The sequence below is a fragment of the Phaeodactylibacter sp. genome, assembly GCF_022763345.1.
GTDB lineage: Bacteria > Bacteroidota > Bacteroidia > Chitinophagales > Saprospiraceae > Phaeodactylibacter.
Window position 1 is genome coordinate 20,460 of record NZ_JALEGS010000073.1, and the last position, 15,452, is coordinate 35,911.

The 15,452-nt window shown below is 53.0% G+C and carries 12 protein-coding genes; 5 read left to right on the plus strand and 7 right to left on the minus strand.

What is annotated here, in order from left to right; translation table 11 throughout:
* Positions 1-164: 164 nt before the first annotated feature.
* Positions 165-3,449, plus strand: a complete 3,285-nt coding sequence (locus tag MRY86_RS19710; RefSeq protein WP_293562758.1) for a glycosyl hydrolase — start codon at positions 165-167, stop codon at positions 3,447-3,449.
* Positions 3,450-3,638: 189 nt separating this feature from the next.
* Here MRY86_RS19710 and MRY86_RS19715 read toward each other — a convergent pair whose 3' ends face one another.
* The 6 genes from MRY86_RS19715 to MRY86_RS19740 all read right to left on the minus strand — a co-directional run bounded on the left by MRY86_RS19715 (position 3,639) and on the right by MRY86_RS19740 (position 10,248).
* Complete coding sequence (locus tag MRY86_RS19715; protein WP_293562759.1) at positions 3,639-4,367, minus strand: LytTR family DNA-binding domain-containing protein; 729 nt, start codon at positions 4,365-4,367, stop codon at positions 3,639-3,641.
* Positions 4,364-5,443, minus strand: coding sequence for a histidine kinase (locus MRY86_RS19720; RefSeq protein WP_293562761.1), 1,080 nt, complete (start codon positions 5,441-5,443; stop codon positions 4,364-4,366). The genes MRY86_RS19715 and MRY86_RS19720 overlap by 4 nt, the downstream gene beginning before the upstream one ends.
* A complete protein-coding gene (locus MRY86_RS19725; protein ID WP_293562783.1) occupies positions 5,433-5,840 on the minus strand; it encodes a hypothetical protein in 408 nt (135 codons plus the stop codon). The genes MRY86_RS19720 and MRY86_RS19725 overlap by 11 nt, the downstream gene beginning before the upstream one ends.
* 238 nt (positions 5,841-6,078) lie before the next feature.
* The gene (locus MRY86_RS19730; protein ID WP_293562785.1) at positions 6,079-7,980 is read right to left on the minus strand and encodes a tetratricopeptide repeat protein; all 1,902 of its coding nucleotides are present in this window, start codon (positions 7,978-7,980) and stop codon (positions 6,079-6,081) included.
* A 287-nt stretch (positions 7,981-8,267) separates the two neighbouring features.
* Positions 8,268-9,872, minus strand: coding sequence for a M56 family metallopeptidase (locus tag MRY86_RS19735; RefSeq protein ID WP_293562787.1), 1,605 nt, complete (start codon positions 9,870-9,872; stop codon positions 8,268-8,270).
* A complete protein-coding gene (locus MRY86_RS19740; RefSeq protein WP_293562789.1) occupies positions 9,865-10,248 on the minus strand; it encodes a BlaI/MecI/CopY family transcriptional regulator in 384 nt (127 codons plus the stop codon). Before MRY86_RS19740 ends, MRY86_RS19735 begins: the two co-directional genes overlap by 8 nt.
* Before the next feature lie 231 nt (positions 10,249-10,479).
* Here MRY86_RS19740 and MRY86_RS19745 point away from each other — a divergent pair, with 231 nt between their 5' ends.
* The 4 genes from MRY86_RS19745 (at position 10,480) to MRY86_RS19760 (ending at position 14,489) form a co-directional block, all read left to right on the plus strand.
* Positions 10,480-11,097 (plus strand): DUF308 domain-containing protein, encoded by a 618-nt coding sequence (locus tag MRY86_RS19745; protein ID WP_044219894.1) that lies wholly within the window; start codon positions 10,480-10,482, stop codon positions 11,095-11,097.
* A gap of 4 nt (positions 11,098-11,101) precedes the next feature.
* Positions 11,102-12,208, plus strand: a complete 1,107-nt coding sequence (locus MRY86_RS19750; protein WP_293562793.1) for a HAMP domain-containing sensor histidine kinase — start codon at positions 11,102-11,104, stop codon at positions 12,206-12,208.
* Positions 12,205-13,545: a sigma-54 dependent transcriptional regulator gene (locus MRY86_RS19755; protein WP_293562794.1), complete on the plus strand. Its 1,341-nt coding sequence runs from the start codon at positions 12,205-12,207 to the stop codon at positions 13,543-13,545. The genes MRY86_RS19750 and MRY86_RS19755 overlap by 4 nt, the downstream gene beginning before the upstream one ends.
* 164 nt (positions 13,546-13,709) lie before the next feature.
* A complete protein-coding gene (locus MRY86_RS19760) occupies positions 13,710-14,489 on the plus strand; it encodes a M90 family metallopeptidase (RefSeq protein ID WP_293562796.1) in 780 nt (259 codons plus the stop codon).
* 8 nt (positions 14,490-14,497) lie between these two features.
* Here the strand turns inward: MRY86_RS19760 and MRY86_RS19765 are convergent, their stop codons facing one another.
* Complete coding sequence (locus MRY86_RS19765) at positions 14,498-15,433, minus strand: alpha/beta fold hydrolase (protein ID WP_293562798.1); 936 nt, start codon at positions 15,431-15,433, stop codon at positions 14,498-14,500.
* Between the last annotated feature and the right edge of the window lie 19 nt (positions 15,434-15,452).

The following is a 15,452-nucleotide window of genomic DNA, read 5'->3' on the forward strand; positions in this document are numbered from 1 at the left end:
ATTATCGCGCTTTCTCATAGTATTTAGCGCTCAGTTGTTCATGCTCGTTGTTAGGACGCAACAAGCTCCGATTGGTCACACAAAAGTCCAATTTAAGGTCATTTTTTGGTGGGAATGGCAAAACCTATTACTTTGTAATTCTTTCCAAACCAACCTGAAACAAGATGAAAAAAGCACTTTCCCTGCTCTTTGCCCTAACCTTGCTGCTGGCAGCCCCACTGCATGCCCAGAAAAAGGGAAAAGACGAAAAAGAACAAGAAAAGCACTACCTGGAAACAGCTACCCTTGGCGGGCTGAAGTTCCGGTCCATCGGCCCGGCACTGACCTCCGGCCGGATCTCCGACTTTGCGGTGCACCCAAACAACCGGGCCGTTTATTATGTAGCCACTTCCTCCGGTGGTGTTTGGAAAACGGACAATGCAGGTACCACCTACGAGCCGATATTTGACGGTCAGGGCTCCTACTCCATCGGCTGCATTACACTCGACCCCAACAACCCAAACGTGGTATGGGTGGGCACAGGCGAAAACAACAACCAACGCTCCGTAGCCTACGGCGATGGCGTCTACAAGTCTGAGGATGGCGGCCGCAGCTGGCAGCACATGGGGCTCAAGGAATCTGAGCATATCGGCAAAATTATCGTAGACCCACGCGATTCCCGTACCGTCTACGTAGCGGCAATCGGCCCGCTCTGGAGCAGCGGGGGCGAACGCGGCGTCTACAAAACCTCCGATGGCGGACAAAACTGGGCGCTCGTTCTGGAACTGGACGAGCACACCGGCGCAACCGATTTAATCATGGACCCACGTGACCCCGATGTACTGTATGCGGCAGCCCTGCAACGGCGGCGGCACGTGTTCACCTATGTTGGCGGCGGCCCGGGCAGCGGCATTTACAAAACCACAGACGGCGGCAAAAACTGGAGCAAAGCCAACAAGGGCCTGCCCTCTGGGGATATCGGCCGCATTGGCCTGGCCATTTCTCCTGCCAACCCGGAGTATCTCTATGCTATGGTGGAAGCAGCGGGGAGCGGCAGCGGCTTCTACCGCTCTGACAACCGCGGAGCCAGCTGGAGCAAAAAAGACAGCTACTTCACACGGGGCAATTATTACTCCGAGATCGTCGCCCACCCCACCGACCCGGAGACGGTCTTCGCCATGGATACCTACATGCACTATACCGATGATGGTGGCAACAGCTTTCAGCGAGTGGGCGAGCCCAACAAACACGTCGACAATCACTGCATGTGGATCGACCCTGAACAGCCCAACTACTACCTGGTGGGCTGCGACGGCGGTATTTACGAAAGCTTTGACGCCGGCAAAACCTGGAATTACAAACCCAACCTGCCCGTCACGCAGTTTTACAAGGTGGAAGTCGACAACGACCTGCTCTTCTACAACGTCTACGGCGGCACACAGGACAACTTCAGCCTGGGCGGCCCCAGCCGTACCCGCAACAGCAACGGCATCACCAACAGCGACTGGTTTGTCACCCACGGCGGCGATGGCTTTGAATCGGCTATTGACCCGGAAAACCCGGACATTGTCTACGCACAGTCGCAGTACGGCGTGCTCGTGCGCTACGATCGGGCGAGCGGGGAAGAGACCGGCATTCAACCGAAGCCAGCCAAGGGCGAAGATGCTTTCCGCTGGAACTGGGATGCCCCACTGATGATTTCCCACCACAAGCCCACCCGCCTGTACTTTGCTGCCAATAAGCTGTTCCGCAGTGACGACCGCGGTAATTCCTGGACAACCCTGGGCGATGACCTCACCCGTCAGCTCGACCGCAATACCCTGCCGGTCATGGGCCGCATACAAAGCATTGACGCGGTAGCGAAAAACGCCAGCACCTCTCCCTATGGCACCATCGTCGCTTTCTCAGAAAGCCCGCTCAATGAGCAGCTGCTCTACGTGGGCACAGATGACGGGCTGATACAGATTTCTGAAGATGGCGGGCAAAACTGGGCTCAAATTGATGTCAACAATATCAAAGGGGCGCCTGAGCGCACTTACGTCAATGCCCTGCTGGCTTCCCAGCACGATGAGAACGTGGTTTACGCTGCCTTCAACCACCACAAATACGGCGACTTTAAGCCCTACGTATTCAAGAGTACTGACAAGGGCCGTACCTGGACCTCCATCAGCAATAACCTGCCCGAGCGTGGTTCTGCTTACAGCCTGGCCGAAGACCATGTGGATGCGGATTTACTCTTTGTCGGCACCGAATTCAGCTGTTTCTTCAGCCCGGACGGTGGGGAGCACTGGAAAAAACTGAGCGCCGGCCTGCCGACTATTGCGGTACGGGACATCGCCATCCAAAAACGGGAAAACGATCTGGTGTTAGCCACCTTTGGACGAGGCTTTTACGTGCTGGACGACTACTCGCCTTTGCGGCAAATCAGTGAAGAGCAGCTGGAGGCAGACGCCCACATTTTCCCCATTAAGGACGGGCTCGTCTACATTGAGCGCGACCCGCTGGGCTACTCCGGTCGAGGCTTTCAGGGAGCAAGCTATTACATGGCTGAGAACCCGCCCATCGGTGCGACTTTCACCTACTACATCAAGGAAGGCGCAGAGACGCTGAAGGCTAAGCGCCAAAAGGACGAAAAGGAAAAGATTAAAGAGGGCGAGCCCATCCGCTACCCCACCTACGAGGAGCTAAAGGCAGAGCGGGAAGAGGAAGATGCCTATCTCCTGTTTGCCATCATGGACGCCAAAACAAAGGAAGTGAAGCGGCAACTCAAGGCTTCCGTCAGCAAAGGGGTACACCGCATCACCTGGGACGGCCGCATGCCTGATGTATCGCCCATCCGCCGCCCCGGCTCTCCTAATGATGACTCCGGCGTACTGGCTGCGCCCGGCGACTACCTTGTTGCCCTTTATCAGGTAAAAGGCAGTGAACAGACTAAGCTGGCCGGTCCACAGCCCTTCAAGCTGAAGAGCCTGGGCGGTGTCACCCTGCCCGCTGAGCCACGGGAGGAGCTCCTCAACTTCCAGGCTAAAGTGCAGGAGACTAACCGGCGCCTTGATGGGGCAGCCACCCGCCTGCGGGAAACCGAAGAGCGGCTGGAGGCCATCCGCCACGCCCTTTTCCTTACACCAAACGCCGGGGAGGAACTACGCACCCGCGTACTGAAGGCCGAGCAGGAGCTCCAAGCCCTGAAAATGGACCTGAACGGCGACCGCATCGCCTCCGAGCTTGATCAGGGTGCGCCTATGGGCATCATGGACCGCCTGGGCTGGCTGACCTACGAAATGTGGGGCTCCACCTCTGCGCCCACGCAAACACAGCGCGATGCCCTCGCGATTGTAAAGGAAGAGGCACAGCCCATCCTCAAGCGTATGCGACAGCTGACTGAGGTGGAGGTCAAAGCCATCGAGAAAGCACTGGATGAAGCCGGCGCACCGTATACGCCTCAGCGGCCGATTGGGGTTGGGGAGTAACCCACTACCTTTATCGGCCCGAATGAGCAGCCCCGGATATTGGCGAGTGTCAATGCCCGGGGCTGTATTTTTATCACCGTACGGACCCAAGCGGACGGCTGAAGCAATATTTCCCTAACGAAACCTTAAGTCTCAGGTCTGGTCCAAAGGGAAAGCAGTGGGTACAGTGGAAGAACTCGCAGCCCGCACCTAAAACGTCAGTGCCTTGATCTTATCCATATACCCGCGGCTTACCCGAACCACGTCTCCGTTCTGCATTTTCACATCGTAGCTGCTGGCATACTTATCGACGCACTCAACGTAGTGAATATTGATAATGGAGGAACGGTGTACACGCAGAAAAACTTTCGGATCAAGCCGGTCCTCAATTTTTCCGATACCGTAATTGCTGAGGTAAGTTTGCTCTTCGGTAATCAGGCGGGAATAATCCCCATCAGCTTCAATACGAATAATGCGCTGCACGGCTAAGTTGATCAACCGGCGCCCGGATTGCACCAGGATGCGCTCGGGATAGGTTTGCTTTTCTTCGAGCAGGCTCTCGGTGAGGCGCCCCGCCTCCGTTTGGCTTTCGGATTGCAATACCCGCTGAACGGCTTCGTGAAAACGCTCTTTGGTGTAGGGCTTGAGCAGGTAGTCCACCGCATGTACCTCAAAAGCTTTGAGGGCGTACTGATCATAAGCAGTGGAAAAAATGACCTGCGGAATTTCTTCCAAATGGGTAAGCACCTCAAAGCCGTTCATGCCCGGCATCTGAACATCCAGGAACAGCAGGTCCGGCTGAAATTCATTAATCACTTTGATGGCGTCCACGCCGTTATTGGCTTTTCCAACCAAAACGAGTTCCGGATACGCTTTTAAGTATTGCTGAATAAGCTTCCGGCCGGCAGGTTCATCGTCTACTAAAACGACCTTCTTCATATTACAAATTCGATTTTTAGGCCGCGGGGCTGATTATCGCTAATCTTCAGGTGACTGTTGTATTGCTTTTCCAGCCGCAAGCGGGTATTCTTGAGCCCTACACCTCCATTGCGGAACAAGTAGGCTTTTTCCTGAACACCCGTACCGGTGTCAGAGACTTCAAAGGCCAACCGCTCGCCCTGTGGCCGGATGCGGATGAGGACCTGCCCGCCCTCAATAAGGTTGGAGATACCGTGCCTGATGGAATTTTCCACGAGAGGTTGCAGGATCATCGGAGGGACTTTCCGTTCCCGCAATGCCTCCGGTACATCTACCACAACCTGCAGGCGGTCTTCAAAGCGGGCTTTCTCCAGTGCCAGGTACTTTTCCACAAAGCCCAGTTCTTCTCCAAGGGCGACCTGCTCTGTTTTGGAGGCTTTGAGCTGATACCGGAACAGGTCGGCCAGTTGCGCAATCATCTCCCGCGTCTGCTCCTGCTCCGGTGGTACGGAAGCGCTGATGGCGTTGAACGTATTGTACAAAAAATGGGGATTAAGCTGCGCCTTGAGTGCCGCCAGCTCGCTCTTTAGTGCTGCTTCACTGAGCGCCGCTTTGAGCTGAAGGTTACGCTGATTATTGCGGTAGTATTCATACCCGTGGAAGATGCCAAACTGAATAAAATAGAACAGTGCCGGGATGTAAATGTCCCACACCTGCCCCCAGCCCCCCAGGTGTCCGAACCCCAGTTGCTCGGCTAGCCAGTAGTAGCCCTTCCAGCCTGCCAGTACGAAAAGGGGCAGCCCCGGCAGGTGCAACAGCAGCCGGTATTTCAGTTCCCAATGCTTCAGCCCCCGGAAGACCACCCACCAAATGGGCAAGGTAAGCAGGGCCATACACAGATACTGCAATCCGGCATTGTCCATAAACTCCTTTAAGCTGAACAGGCTTTCCCCTTCCTCCCTGAAGTCCATACCGTTGAGCCACAGCGTCAGGTGGTAACTGAAGGCGAAAAAGAGGTACAGCCCCAGGACGACCAGGTATTCGTACACCGAAACGCCCAGCATTTGACGCCTCCAAAAAGTGTATCTACGGTTCATCCGGATGGATTTTTGTTTGAGCTTTTGCGGCTGTCCAAGGTGCGATAAACTTACGTTGGGGGCAGTAGGTTTGCCCGCGCAGCACCTTGCCATCAAAGCGGGCAACGTGGTAGTACGTATTGTTCCGGTCGCGGGTCTCAAAAGCTAAGTGCAGGTCTGCCCACTGCGTATTCAGGAGCCCTTTTTTAAACTTTGACCCGTAAAAGCTGCCGGAAAAGGTGTTATCCCCGGGCTTTTTAATAACAAGCGTCTGCCAGTAGGGTTGTGCGTCCGGTGTGGGCCTGAGGTCGACCTGCCAAGCCCCTTCAAGCAGCTCAGGCATAGGGGCGGCTTCCTGGGCATTTATAGTTTGTACAGCCTGCGAGAAGAATAGCAGCAAAATGATAAGCATTCTCATGGTGGTGGGTTAAGATTGAAGAAATAGGCTAAAACTGGCCTTAGTTAGACTGCTCTTCTTTGAGAAAAACCCAGTAGCAAACAAACGGATAATAAAGTCATTAACTTCTTCATGGTGTGGTGTTGATTTAAAAATTCAATCGGGTGATTTCTTCTTACACCCACAAATATGAGCGCTTAAGGGACGCCACACCAGCCCGAACCGGCCAATTGCAATATAGCCCGGTGAATGAGCAACTTTAGTGCTCTCTTTCTCCATTAACCTGCTCGCGGCAGGTCACAATAAAGGTACTCCCTTTCCCTTCCTCGCTTTCGAGCTGAATCTCTCCGCCGAGCTTACCGACCGCCAGCTTGACGATAGCCAGGCCAAGCCCGGTGCCCCCATATTCTGCCCTCGAATGCAGCCGTTTAAAAGCTTCAAATATTTTTTCCTGAAAAGGTTCCGGAATGCCGATACCGTTATCTGTCACCCGTAACGCTAAGTGTGCTCCCTGCCGGGTACAAGAGACCAGCACCTCCGGCTGTTCACTTTTGTTATACTTCAACCCATTCTCGATCAAATTTTTTAAGACTAAGAACAACATTGACCGATTGACGCGTACCACATCTAAACCCTGATAGTCTATTTTTCCGGTAGCATACTCCCCGGGGCCCAACGTCTTGGTGAGATTCTGTATAAACAGGTGCATATCAATCTGCTCCGCTTCCCCATTTTCTTGTCTGGCTAACTCAGAGTATCGCATAAAATCTTCAATCAGCGTGTACAATTGCCGGCTGCTGGTTTGAATGATTTCGAAGTAATCTTTAAGTCCATTCTTTAATTCCTCCGGCAGCCGTTTACGGATGAGGCCTACATAATTGCTCAGTACCCGTATGGGCTCTTTGATGTCGTGAGAGGCGATGTAGCTTAGGGTACTGAGCTCGTAATTAGCCTGCTCCAGGTCTTTGTTTGCCTGTTGCAGGGCTTCAGTACGCTGAGCCACTGTTGTTTCCAGTTGCTGATTGTAGCTCTGCTTGCGCTGGAGGTCGCGGTAAATGAGTATAATGACCAGGATCAGCAGCAGCAGTGCTGCAGCACCTACCACCATGACAGTATTGCGTTGTCCGATGATCACCCGGTCCTTTGCCCTTTGTTCCTTTAGGTATTCGTTTTCCTGTTCTGTTTTTTCTAACTCATAGGCCATTTTGAGCTGATCCAGGTTTTGCTGCCGTTTTTGGACTTGAGCGGAGTCACTGGCTGCCGCATACAAGGAGCGGTACTCATAAGCCTTATCATACCTGCCCCGCTCTGCTTCAGCCTTGGCCATTAGATCATAAAGCTCCATTGCAGACTCCTGATTACCATCCTTTTGAGCCAGTGCCAGAGCTTTCTGCGCCCAGTCTAATGCCCTGCGGTAGTCTTTCTGCTGCAGCGAAAAATTTGCCAGCACAGATAACACGGAGAGCCGGCCAGTAGTATACTCCAGGGTATCACTTAGCAATAAAGCCTCCTGTAGGTGGGCCTCCGCCGCTTCAAAGCGCCCCATTTTCACATACAACCGACCTATATTATTCAGCAGGGAGATCTTTCCGACCTGATCTTTAATTTCATCCTTGATAGCAAGGGACTGCTGAAAGCTCTCCAGGGCGCCCTGATAATCCTCTTTGGCCTCGAGGCAGCTACCAATCCCGGATAGCAGTACGCAGACCGTTAGTTTGCTGTTTTTAGCTTGCGCCAATGTAAGCGCCTCCTTCAGGTACCTGAGGCTTTCGTCATAATCACCCTGCTGTAGCAAGGAGATCGCCACATTATTGAGAAAGGCGGGCAAGGCGTAATAAACAGAAGAATCTTTGGCATGTTTTTCTATGTTCCGCACCGATTTGATGTACCATTCAAAGGCTTTATCGTTACGGCCCAGCCGCCGCTCCAGGTGCCCCCGGGTACTATACAGGTTGGAAAGTTCCAGCACATTGGGATGCTCACGGAAATGCGCCTCCGCCTGTTCCGCAATGATATTTGCCGAATCTATCATCCCTTTGTCCAGATACGCTACACTTTTGATCGTCAGCGCTTTGCCGATGTGATCATACTGCCCTGTCTGCTCCGCCAGCTGTTGGGCACGGTCAGCAAAGTGGATCGCTTTTTTCAGATCACGCCGCATGTAATAGCTACTAAGCTTAGTGAGGTATTCCACTTGAAGCGTATCTGGCTGACCTTGCTCAACCATCAACAAAACACTATCCGCAGTTAACTTTTGGCTGAAAAGAGGAGCACAGGCAAGTAAGCAGTAGCATCCCCAGAGCATCAACTTAAGGCGGCAAGCCATAGTTTGTTCTGGTTGGTTATGCCTACAAATTAACAAAAACCTTTAATAAATGCCATAAAATCAACTTCCCGCCCCTAAATTATACTCCTGATATAGCCTAATTCCCTAGTCAGCGGTCAGATTTACTCCTTCAGCTTAAAGACCATATGGTTGATTTGGCGGGGCTCTTCATCGCCAGGGCATAGACACCGGACCTCATCGAAGTAGGTGATAGTGCTTGGTATAGCCTTGGACATCAATCGCTTAGCTGGCTCTGAAAAAACAGCGCCCTTCACTATAACCTCCACTGGGTCTTGCTCCGGGGTAATTTGAACCATAGTAAAACCGGACACTTCACAGGGTTGATTAAAAGTAGTAGGAGCCGACAGGCGGACCCGCTCCAGCCTTTTGTAAACTTCTACCTCCATCTTTCCGCCTGTCAGCCCGGCCAGGTTGGCAGTTGGGTCAGGATAACGCTCCACACTAAAGTCAACGGACACCTGCCCCAGGCCCGGCGCTTCGATTTCAAGGGTAGCACCACCCGGCTGTACCGGATGGGCGACATAAAGCCCGGCTCCCTCTTTCTTCAGGTTCAGGTGATCTGGCGCAGTGACCACTACATCCTTATCCGCCACACCGGATATCGCTATGGTCAGAGGGTTGTCCGTGTTTAGATACAAGGTCTTCGATACGCCCTGATCGATACTCACCACCGGCTGAGACTGCAGGGCTGGCACAAAGCCAATGGTGGACAATGCCAGGATCAGCAACATTCCACTTAGGCCTAGTGGCATAGCGGCCTGCGTACCGGAGGAGGAGGTTGGAAGTTGCAGCAACTGCTGGATACGATTGGACAAATGAGCATTAGCATTCATAACTAAAGTAACTTTTGAAGATGAAGAAAATCGGGCGGATTGTATAAGGGCTTCTGCATAAAGCAAGGGGTCCGTGCCAGTCTGGCAGACCATCTCGTCGCAGCTTTCTTCCCGTAATTCCTTCACCTGCTGACTGAGCCACCAGATGCCCGGATGAAAAAAGAAAAGGGTTTCAAAAAGTCGAACGATCAGATTGTGCAGGTAGTCGTTGCGCTTGATGTGGGCCAACTCATGCAATATCAAGGCCTCCACCTGTGCTTCTGTCAGCTGACTGATCATACCTGCTGGGATCAGTATCATGGGTTTCAGGTATCCGAAGGTGCCTATGCCCTTCAGCAAAGTTGACTCCAGGTAAGTAACTGCAACGTTTACACCCATTTTTTGCTGTAAAGCTTCAAAGCGCGCTACCCAGTCTCCGGAGGGTGCCTGTACCCCATAGTGCCGAAGGTGCCTGAGGAAGACATATTCTGCAATTTGCTTAAGGCTCAGAAGAAGCACCCCTAGTATCCATAGCTTTACCATAAACGGCAAATAGCCCGACCACTGATCAAACAGGCCTTCTAAAGCGGTTGGAGCTTCCGATACGGCCTCACTCTCCGGGAGGGGTTGTAACGATGCTTCAACAGGCATAGCCGACATGCCCCCCGTATCCGAAAAAGTGCTGTAATAATGGCCAAATGTCACCCCAAAGGACAGGCCGCAGACCAGTAACAAGATAAAGCTGACCCAGTATTTTGAAGACTTGGAAAGGCCAACCCCAAAACGTTTGACACTTGCTCCCAGAAAAGCCAGCAGGGTAAACTGCCAAAGGCTGTGCACGAGCGCATGGCCCAGCGCCGTCAGCATGTGCCCGCTAATGAGTACATCAACCATCTTTTTGCTGTTTTTTCTTTTCTGCAATGAGCTGCTCCAGTTGATCCAGTTCATCTGCTGTGGGGGTGCCGTGGCCAAGGGCCTGTATAACCAAATCCATAGCCGAGCCCCCAAATGCTTTCTCCGTTAGACGGCTTAGCAGGGAACGCTGCACTTTAGGCGCTTTCAGAGATGTACTGTACAGATGTGCCCGCCCGTTCTCCTGCCGGTACAAGGCGCCTTTGTCCAGCATCCGCTGCATTTGCTTGAGGGTAGTGGTGTAACCTACGTCTTTGGTTGATGACAGTGCTTCGTGCACTTCCCGTACTGTCCGGGGCTGCTTGTCCCAAAGCACCCTGAGAATGTCCAGTTCTGTATCTGATGGGTAATAATCCATAATTACGACTTTTGTCGTACAAATATATACGACACTTGTCGTAAAGTCAATGCCAGGCTGTGAAAAAACAGAAAAAACGCAGAACCCGTTGATACAAAAAGTACCGGTTGAGGTATTTTGCACCAGCTTCCAGGGCTATAAAATACACATAAATCACTGATAAACAGCAATATAAAATCCTGGCACGCCAATTGGATAGCCATCAGTAAGTCCTAACCAAATCAAATTACGATGATGACAGAAGGCAAACGACTGATGGACAGTAGAGAGGTGATGGTGCTCGAAGGAGTGGCGATGTTGGGGTTGAGTGCAGTGGCACTGTGCTATCCGATGGAACAGCGTTTGTCACTGCTGATCCCTTTTGGGCTGTTGCTGGGGTTCAGCGGCATCACCCGGCTGATCATCAGCGCCTGGTTTTTCCGGCGGGGCAGCGCCTGGAGGCAGCTGGTTCAACAAAGTGCAGTGGCTGACCTGCTGTCTGGTGGTGCAGCCCTTGTACTGCTGTTTCAGGGCAGCAATCAATTGGTACTGCTCCTGGGGCTGTGGCTCGTCTTGTCCGGCTATTTCCAAATCAGGAGGTATGCCTACCTGCGGCAGCAATGGCCAGCTTGCACCCCCGCCGGGCTAACCGGTATTTTATCCGTGAGCATGGGGGCGTTTCTCCTGGCCAACATTCAGGGTCAGTGGCTGAGCGCCCCTCTTGACTTGTCGCTTCCGCTTGCCCTGCTTGGGCTGTTCAAAATTTACGCTTTTATCAAACTCGGACAGATGCGCCAACGTTTTTCTAACGGAGAACCGGTTGCAGACCAGGAACCCTTTCCGCCCTATTCTCCACTAAATTTAAACTGAGTATATGCCCGAAGCCAGCCCTGACGTTGTACACGCCTTGCAGGAACGCATCAAAGAGCTGAGCTGCCTGTATGAGATTTCGAATATCGCTGCCACTTCCACGGCTTCTCTTCCGGAGAAGCTACAGGAGGTGGTACAGGCACTGCCCAAAGCCTGGCAACACCCTGACTTCGCCGTTGCTGCCCTCCTTCTCGACGATCAGCAGTACCGATCCGGCAGCCTGGCATCCAAATACGAGACGCAGCAGCACCCCATCGTTGTACGTGGGCTTGAGCGCGGACACCTGGCGATGCATTACAATTACCTGAATGGCGCCCCGCCTCCGTTCCTGCACGAAGAAGCTTTGCTGCTCAAAACCCTGGCTCAGGAAATCAGCGGCATCATTGAACGGGACGAGCAGAAGGCCCGGGAAGCCCTACTGCGCCGGAAATTCGAGCAGGCAGACCGCTTGTCTATTCTCGGAGAAATCACGGCCGGCATCGCCCACGAGCTCAACACGCCTCTGGGCAACATCCTCGGCTTCGCTCAGCTGATTCAGGACCGTACAGATGATCAGCAGGTGGGACAGGATATTGAAAAGATCATCAACTCCTCTATGCACGCCCGGGAAATCGTCAAAAAGCTCATGTTTTTCTCCTGCGAGATGCCGCAGCAAAAGCAAAATACGGATGTCGGGCTGCTCATTGAGGAAGCACTCCAACTGCTGAGGGTTACTTTCGAACAAGCCGGCATTACCCCCCGGCTCTCCTTGCCCGGCCGCCCGGTGGTGGCACAAGTTGATCCCATACAGTTTACGCAAGTGGTTTTCAATCTTTTAATCAATGCCCTGCATGCCTCTGCCCCGGGACAGGAGGTATGGCTTACCCTGATACAGCATGAGACCAACCTGGTGCTACGCATACAGGACTTTGGGCACGGTATCGAAAAGGACCTGCGCGAACGGATATTCGAGCCCTTCTTCTCCACCAAAGCGCCCGGTGAAGGCTCCGGGCTTGGGCTAAGCGTCGTGCATGGTATTGTGAAAACCCACGGCGGGCAGATCGAGCTCGAAAGTCAGCCCGGAGAAGGTGCTTGCTTTACCTTGCGCTTTCCCTTAACTTCCGGGGCATGAAGAAGCGGAGTATTTTGCTGGTGGATGATTCACAGGATATGCTGGAAGTCCTGCGGCGGCAGTTAAATGCCCTTCAATACAACACCTTTCAGTCTACCTCCGTCACCGATGCGATTGACCTGCTGCAGCATGCCCGGATTGACCTGCTCATTACCGACATGCGCATGCCGGGCCTCGATGGTATGCACCTGGTCAAATATGCAAAATCGAACTTTCCTGACTTGCCGGTGCTGGTCATTACCGGCTTTCCTTCCGTTTCCGGCGCAGTGGAAGCAGTAAAATCAGGCGCACTCGACTATCTGTCCAAACCGTTCACGGCGAAAGAGTTGCAACAGGCCGTGCAACAGGTTTTCCGGCAGCAGGCCGGGCAGCCCTCCACTGAGCCCTCCCCAGATGAAGAAGATCAAAAAGCCGTCCATTACCACGGCATAATCGGGCAGTCTGCGCCCGTACAGGAACTCATCGACCTGATCGAGCGCATTAAAGACACGCGGGCGACTACCCTGATCCAGGGAGAAAGCGGCACCGGCAAGGAACTCGTGGCAAGGGCCATTCACTACAGTGGCCCCTACCGGCAAGCCCCATTCGTGACGGTCAACTGCGGAGCGATTCCTGAGCATTTGCTGGAAAGTGAGCTTTTTGGCTTTGTAAAGGGGGCATTCACTGGCGCGAACGAGACCCGCCCCGGTTTTTTCCACGCGGCTGACGGGGGCACCATTTTTCTGGATGAGATTGGGAATGCTTCAGCTGCGGTGCAAACGCGGTTGCTTCGCGTCATTCAGGAAAAAGAGGTCAAAATGGTGGGCACCAATACTGTGCAGAAGGTAGACCTGCGCGTTATTGCAGCGACCAACAGCGGTTTGTATGCGCTAAGCCAGCAGGGGCAATTCCGGGAAGACCTGTACTATCGCCTGCACGTGATCGACCTGCACACGCCTCCTCTCCGTCAGCGCAAGAGCGACCTCCCGCTGCTGATACAACACTTTCTGGACAAATACGCTAAATCCTATGGCCGTCCCAAGCCCGGGGTCACTCCAGAGGCTATGCACCGACTGAAAGCGCACGACTGGCCGGGAAACATCCGGGAATTGGAAAACGCGGTGCAACGGGCGCTGATTCTTTGCGATGGCCAGATTGAAGTAGCAGACCTGCCTACGTATCTACACGCGGCAGACCGTACCTTAAGAACGGCTCAACCGCAGACCCTGCTTTCGCTTAGGGAACTGGAACAGCAGCACATCCGGCGTGTCCTCGACGCCGTGGATGGCAACAAAACAGCTGCTGCGAAAATCCTGGGCATTAACCGGAAAACGCTCCGGATCAAGCTAAAGGAATAGGATAGCTCTGCAAAAGCCCAAATTCCGCTGCATGTCCTGGAAACGCCGGGCTTGTCAAACTTCCAGGTGTTTTTGATCATACGTTCTGAAGATCTACGCCTATCTTTACGTCCATTCATCCTAAATTAAGAATGTCCTTGACTTTCATTTAATCCCTTGACCTAATGGAGCCCCGCATTATCGTCACCATAGCCTTATTGAGTGTACTGGTTATTCTTTTTTTCGTCTGGTTCGTTCGAAAGAGAAAGCGCCCCACCGGCCCCTTTCCAGAGGCATGGCGGAATATTTTGCTGGAAAACGTCCACTTTTACCGTCAATTAACGTCCGAAGAACGAGCCCGTTTCGAATCAGAAATCCAATTCTTTTTTCAGGAAATCACGATCACGGGGGTAGATGTAGAACTGACGGATACCGATCGACTGCTGGTAGCTGCGAGCGGGGTAATCCCACTCTTTGGTTTCCCCGGCTGGCATTACCGCAACCTTAACGAGGTGCTCCTCTATAACGACCGCTTCAACCTCGACTTCCAGACAGATGGCGAAGGACGAAACATCAACGGCATGGTAGGCACCGGCAGTATGCAGCGTATGATGATCCTTTCCCGGCGGGCACTGCATAAGGGCTTCAGGCACGCCGACAGCCGCAATGTGGGGATTCATGAATTTGTGCACCTGCTGGATAAGTTCGACGGAGACACAGATGGCCTACCCGCTCAGTTAATGGAGCGACAGTACACCATTCCCTGGCTGAAATTTGTACACAAAGAGATGGAGGCCATTCGCAGGCGCAAATCTGACATCCGTCCCTATGGGGCGACCAACGAAGCCGAATTTTTTAGCGTAGTTAGCGAGTACTTTTTCGAGCGGCCTGCCCAACTCCGCCGCAAGCATCCCGAGTTATACGAATTGCTGGAGGAGATTTTCAGGCAGGATCCGTTGGATTAATCTTCTGGTCAATTCAGAAAATCACTGATCAGTCCGTTGACCACCTGAGCCTGCTCATAATGGACGAAGTGCCCGGCTTTGTCAATCATATGCAAGGTAGCATTTGGCAGCTGTTCCACCCCTTTCTGACCGATACTCTCAGTGGTGCCCCCATTCAGGAAGCGGTTGGGGATGAGGTTGTCCTGATGCCCGAAGACGGCCAGTACCGGCTGCTCAATCTGCGGCAGGTAGTCGAAGACCGGCTCGTCGACCATGCCTTTTACGCATTCAGGTATGATGTAGCAATAAGCATCAAAGTCTTCTGCATGGCGCATCGCGATGCGGTCGGTAATCATAAATTCGGCATCTTCCGGCATATCGTAGAAATTCCAGGCGATATTGGTCTTGATCTGGTCTACGGTGGTCAGCTTCACCCCGGTAGGCGTGAGTACCTCACGGAACCACTGCCGCTCGCCTTTATGGAAGGTCTCGAAGCCCGCCGGTGCCACCAATACCAGTTTTTCCACCTTTTCGGGATAGGACAGGGCGGTGGTCATCGCGATTTGGCCACCCATGGAGTGGCCAGCCAGCGTGGCTTTTTCCAAACCAAGGGCTGCCATAAAATCTTTCACGATAGTGGCGTAATAGGTCATGCTTGCCTCGTATTTCCCCTTGCTCGATTTGCCGTAGCCGGGCAGGTCGATGGCAATACAACGGTAGCGGTCTTTCAGGCCTTCTATGTTGTTTTTCCATGCCGGAGCGTAACTGCCCAGGCCATGGATAAAAATAATGGGTTCGCCTTTCCCTTCGTCAAAGTAGGCCACGGTCTCTCCGGTTTCCAGCTCCACTTTTTGAGTTTGGAAAGGATAGGGAATGTCCTCAAAAGTCTGCACCTGGGGTACCTTTTGAGACCAGCTGCAACTGCTCAGGAAAAGGAGGCTGAGGAGGAAAAGTGTATTTTTCATCTGGACTTCTGCTTTTTTG

What these genes read in the sequence shown, in the direction of transcription:
- MRY86_RS19710 (WP_293562758.1), top strand. Translation starts at nt 165, where the DNA reads ATGAAAAAAGCACTTTCCCTGCTCTTTGCCCTAACCTTGCTGCTGGCA.
- MRY86_RS19715 (WP_293562759.1), bottom strand. Translation starts at nt 4,367, where the DNA reads ATGAAGAAGGTCGTTTTAGTAGACGATGAACCTGCCGGCCGGAAGCTT.
- MRY86_RS19720 (WP_293562761.1), bottom strand. Translation starts at nt 5,443, where the DNA reads ATGAACCGTAGATACACTTTTTGGAGGCGTCAAATGCTGGGCGTTTCG.
- MRY86_RS19725 (WP_293562783.1), bottom strand. Translation starts at nt 5,840, where the DNA reads ATGAGAATGCTTATCATTTTGCTGCTATTCTTCTCGCAGGCTGTACAA.
- MRY86_RS19730 (WP_293562785.1), bottom strand. Translation starts at nt 7,980, where the DNA reads ATGCGGCGTGATCTGAAAAAAGCGATCCACTTTGCTGACCGTGCCCAA.
- MRY86_RS19735 (WP_293562787.1), bottom strand. Translation starts at nt 9,872, where the DNA reads ATGGTTGATGTACTCATTAGCGGGCACATGCTGACGGCGCTGGGCCAT.
- MRY86_RS19740 (WP_293562789.1), bottom strand. Translation starts at nt 10,248, where the DNA reads ATGGATTATTACCCATCAGATACAGAACTGGACATTCTCAGGGTGCTT.
- MRY86_RS19745 (WP_044219894.1), top strand. Translation starts at nt 10,480, where the DNA reads ATGATGACAGAAGGCAAACGACTGATGGACAGTAGAGAGGTGATGGTG.
- MRY86_RS19750 (WP_293562793.1), top strand. Translation starts at nt 11,102, where the DNA reads ATGCCCGAAGCCAGCCCTGACGTTGTACACGCCTTGCAGGAACGCATC.
- MRY86_RS19755 (WP_293562794.1), top strand. Translation starts at nt 12,205, where the DNA reads ATGAAGAAGCGGAGTATTTTGCTGGTGGATGATTCACAGGATATGCTG.
- MRY86_RS19760 (WP_293562796.1), top strand. Translation starts at nt 13,710, where the DNA reads ATGGAGCCCCGCATTATCGTCACCATAGCCTTATTGAGTGTACTGGTT.
- MRY86_RS19765 (WP_293562798.1), bottom strand. Translation starts at nt 15,433, where the DNA reads ATGAAAAATACACTTTTCCTCCTCAGCCTCCTTTTCCTGAGCAGTTGC.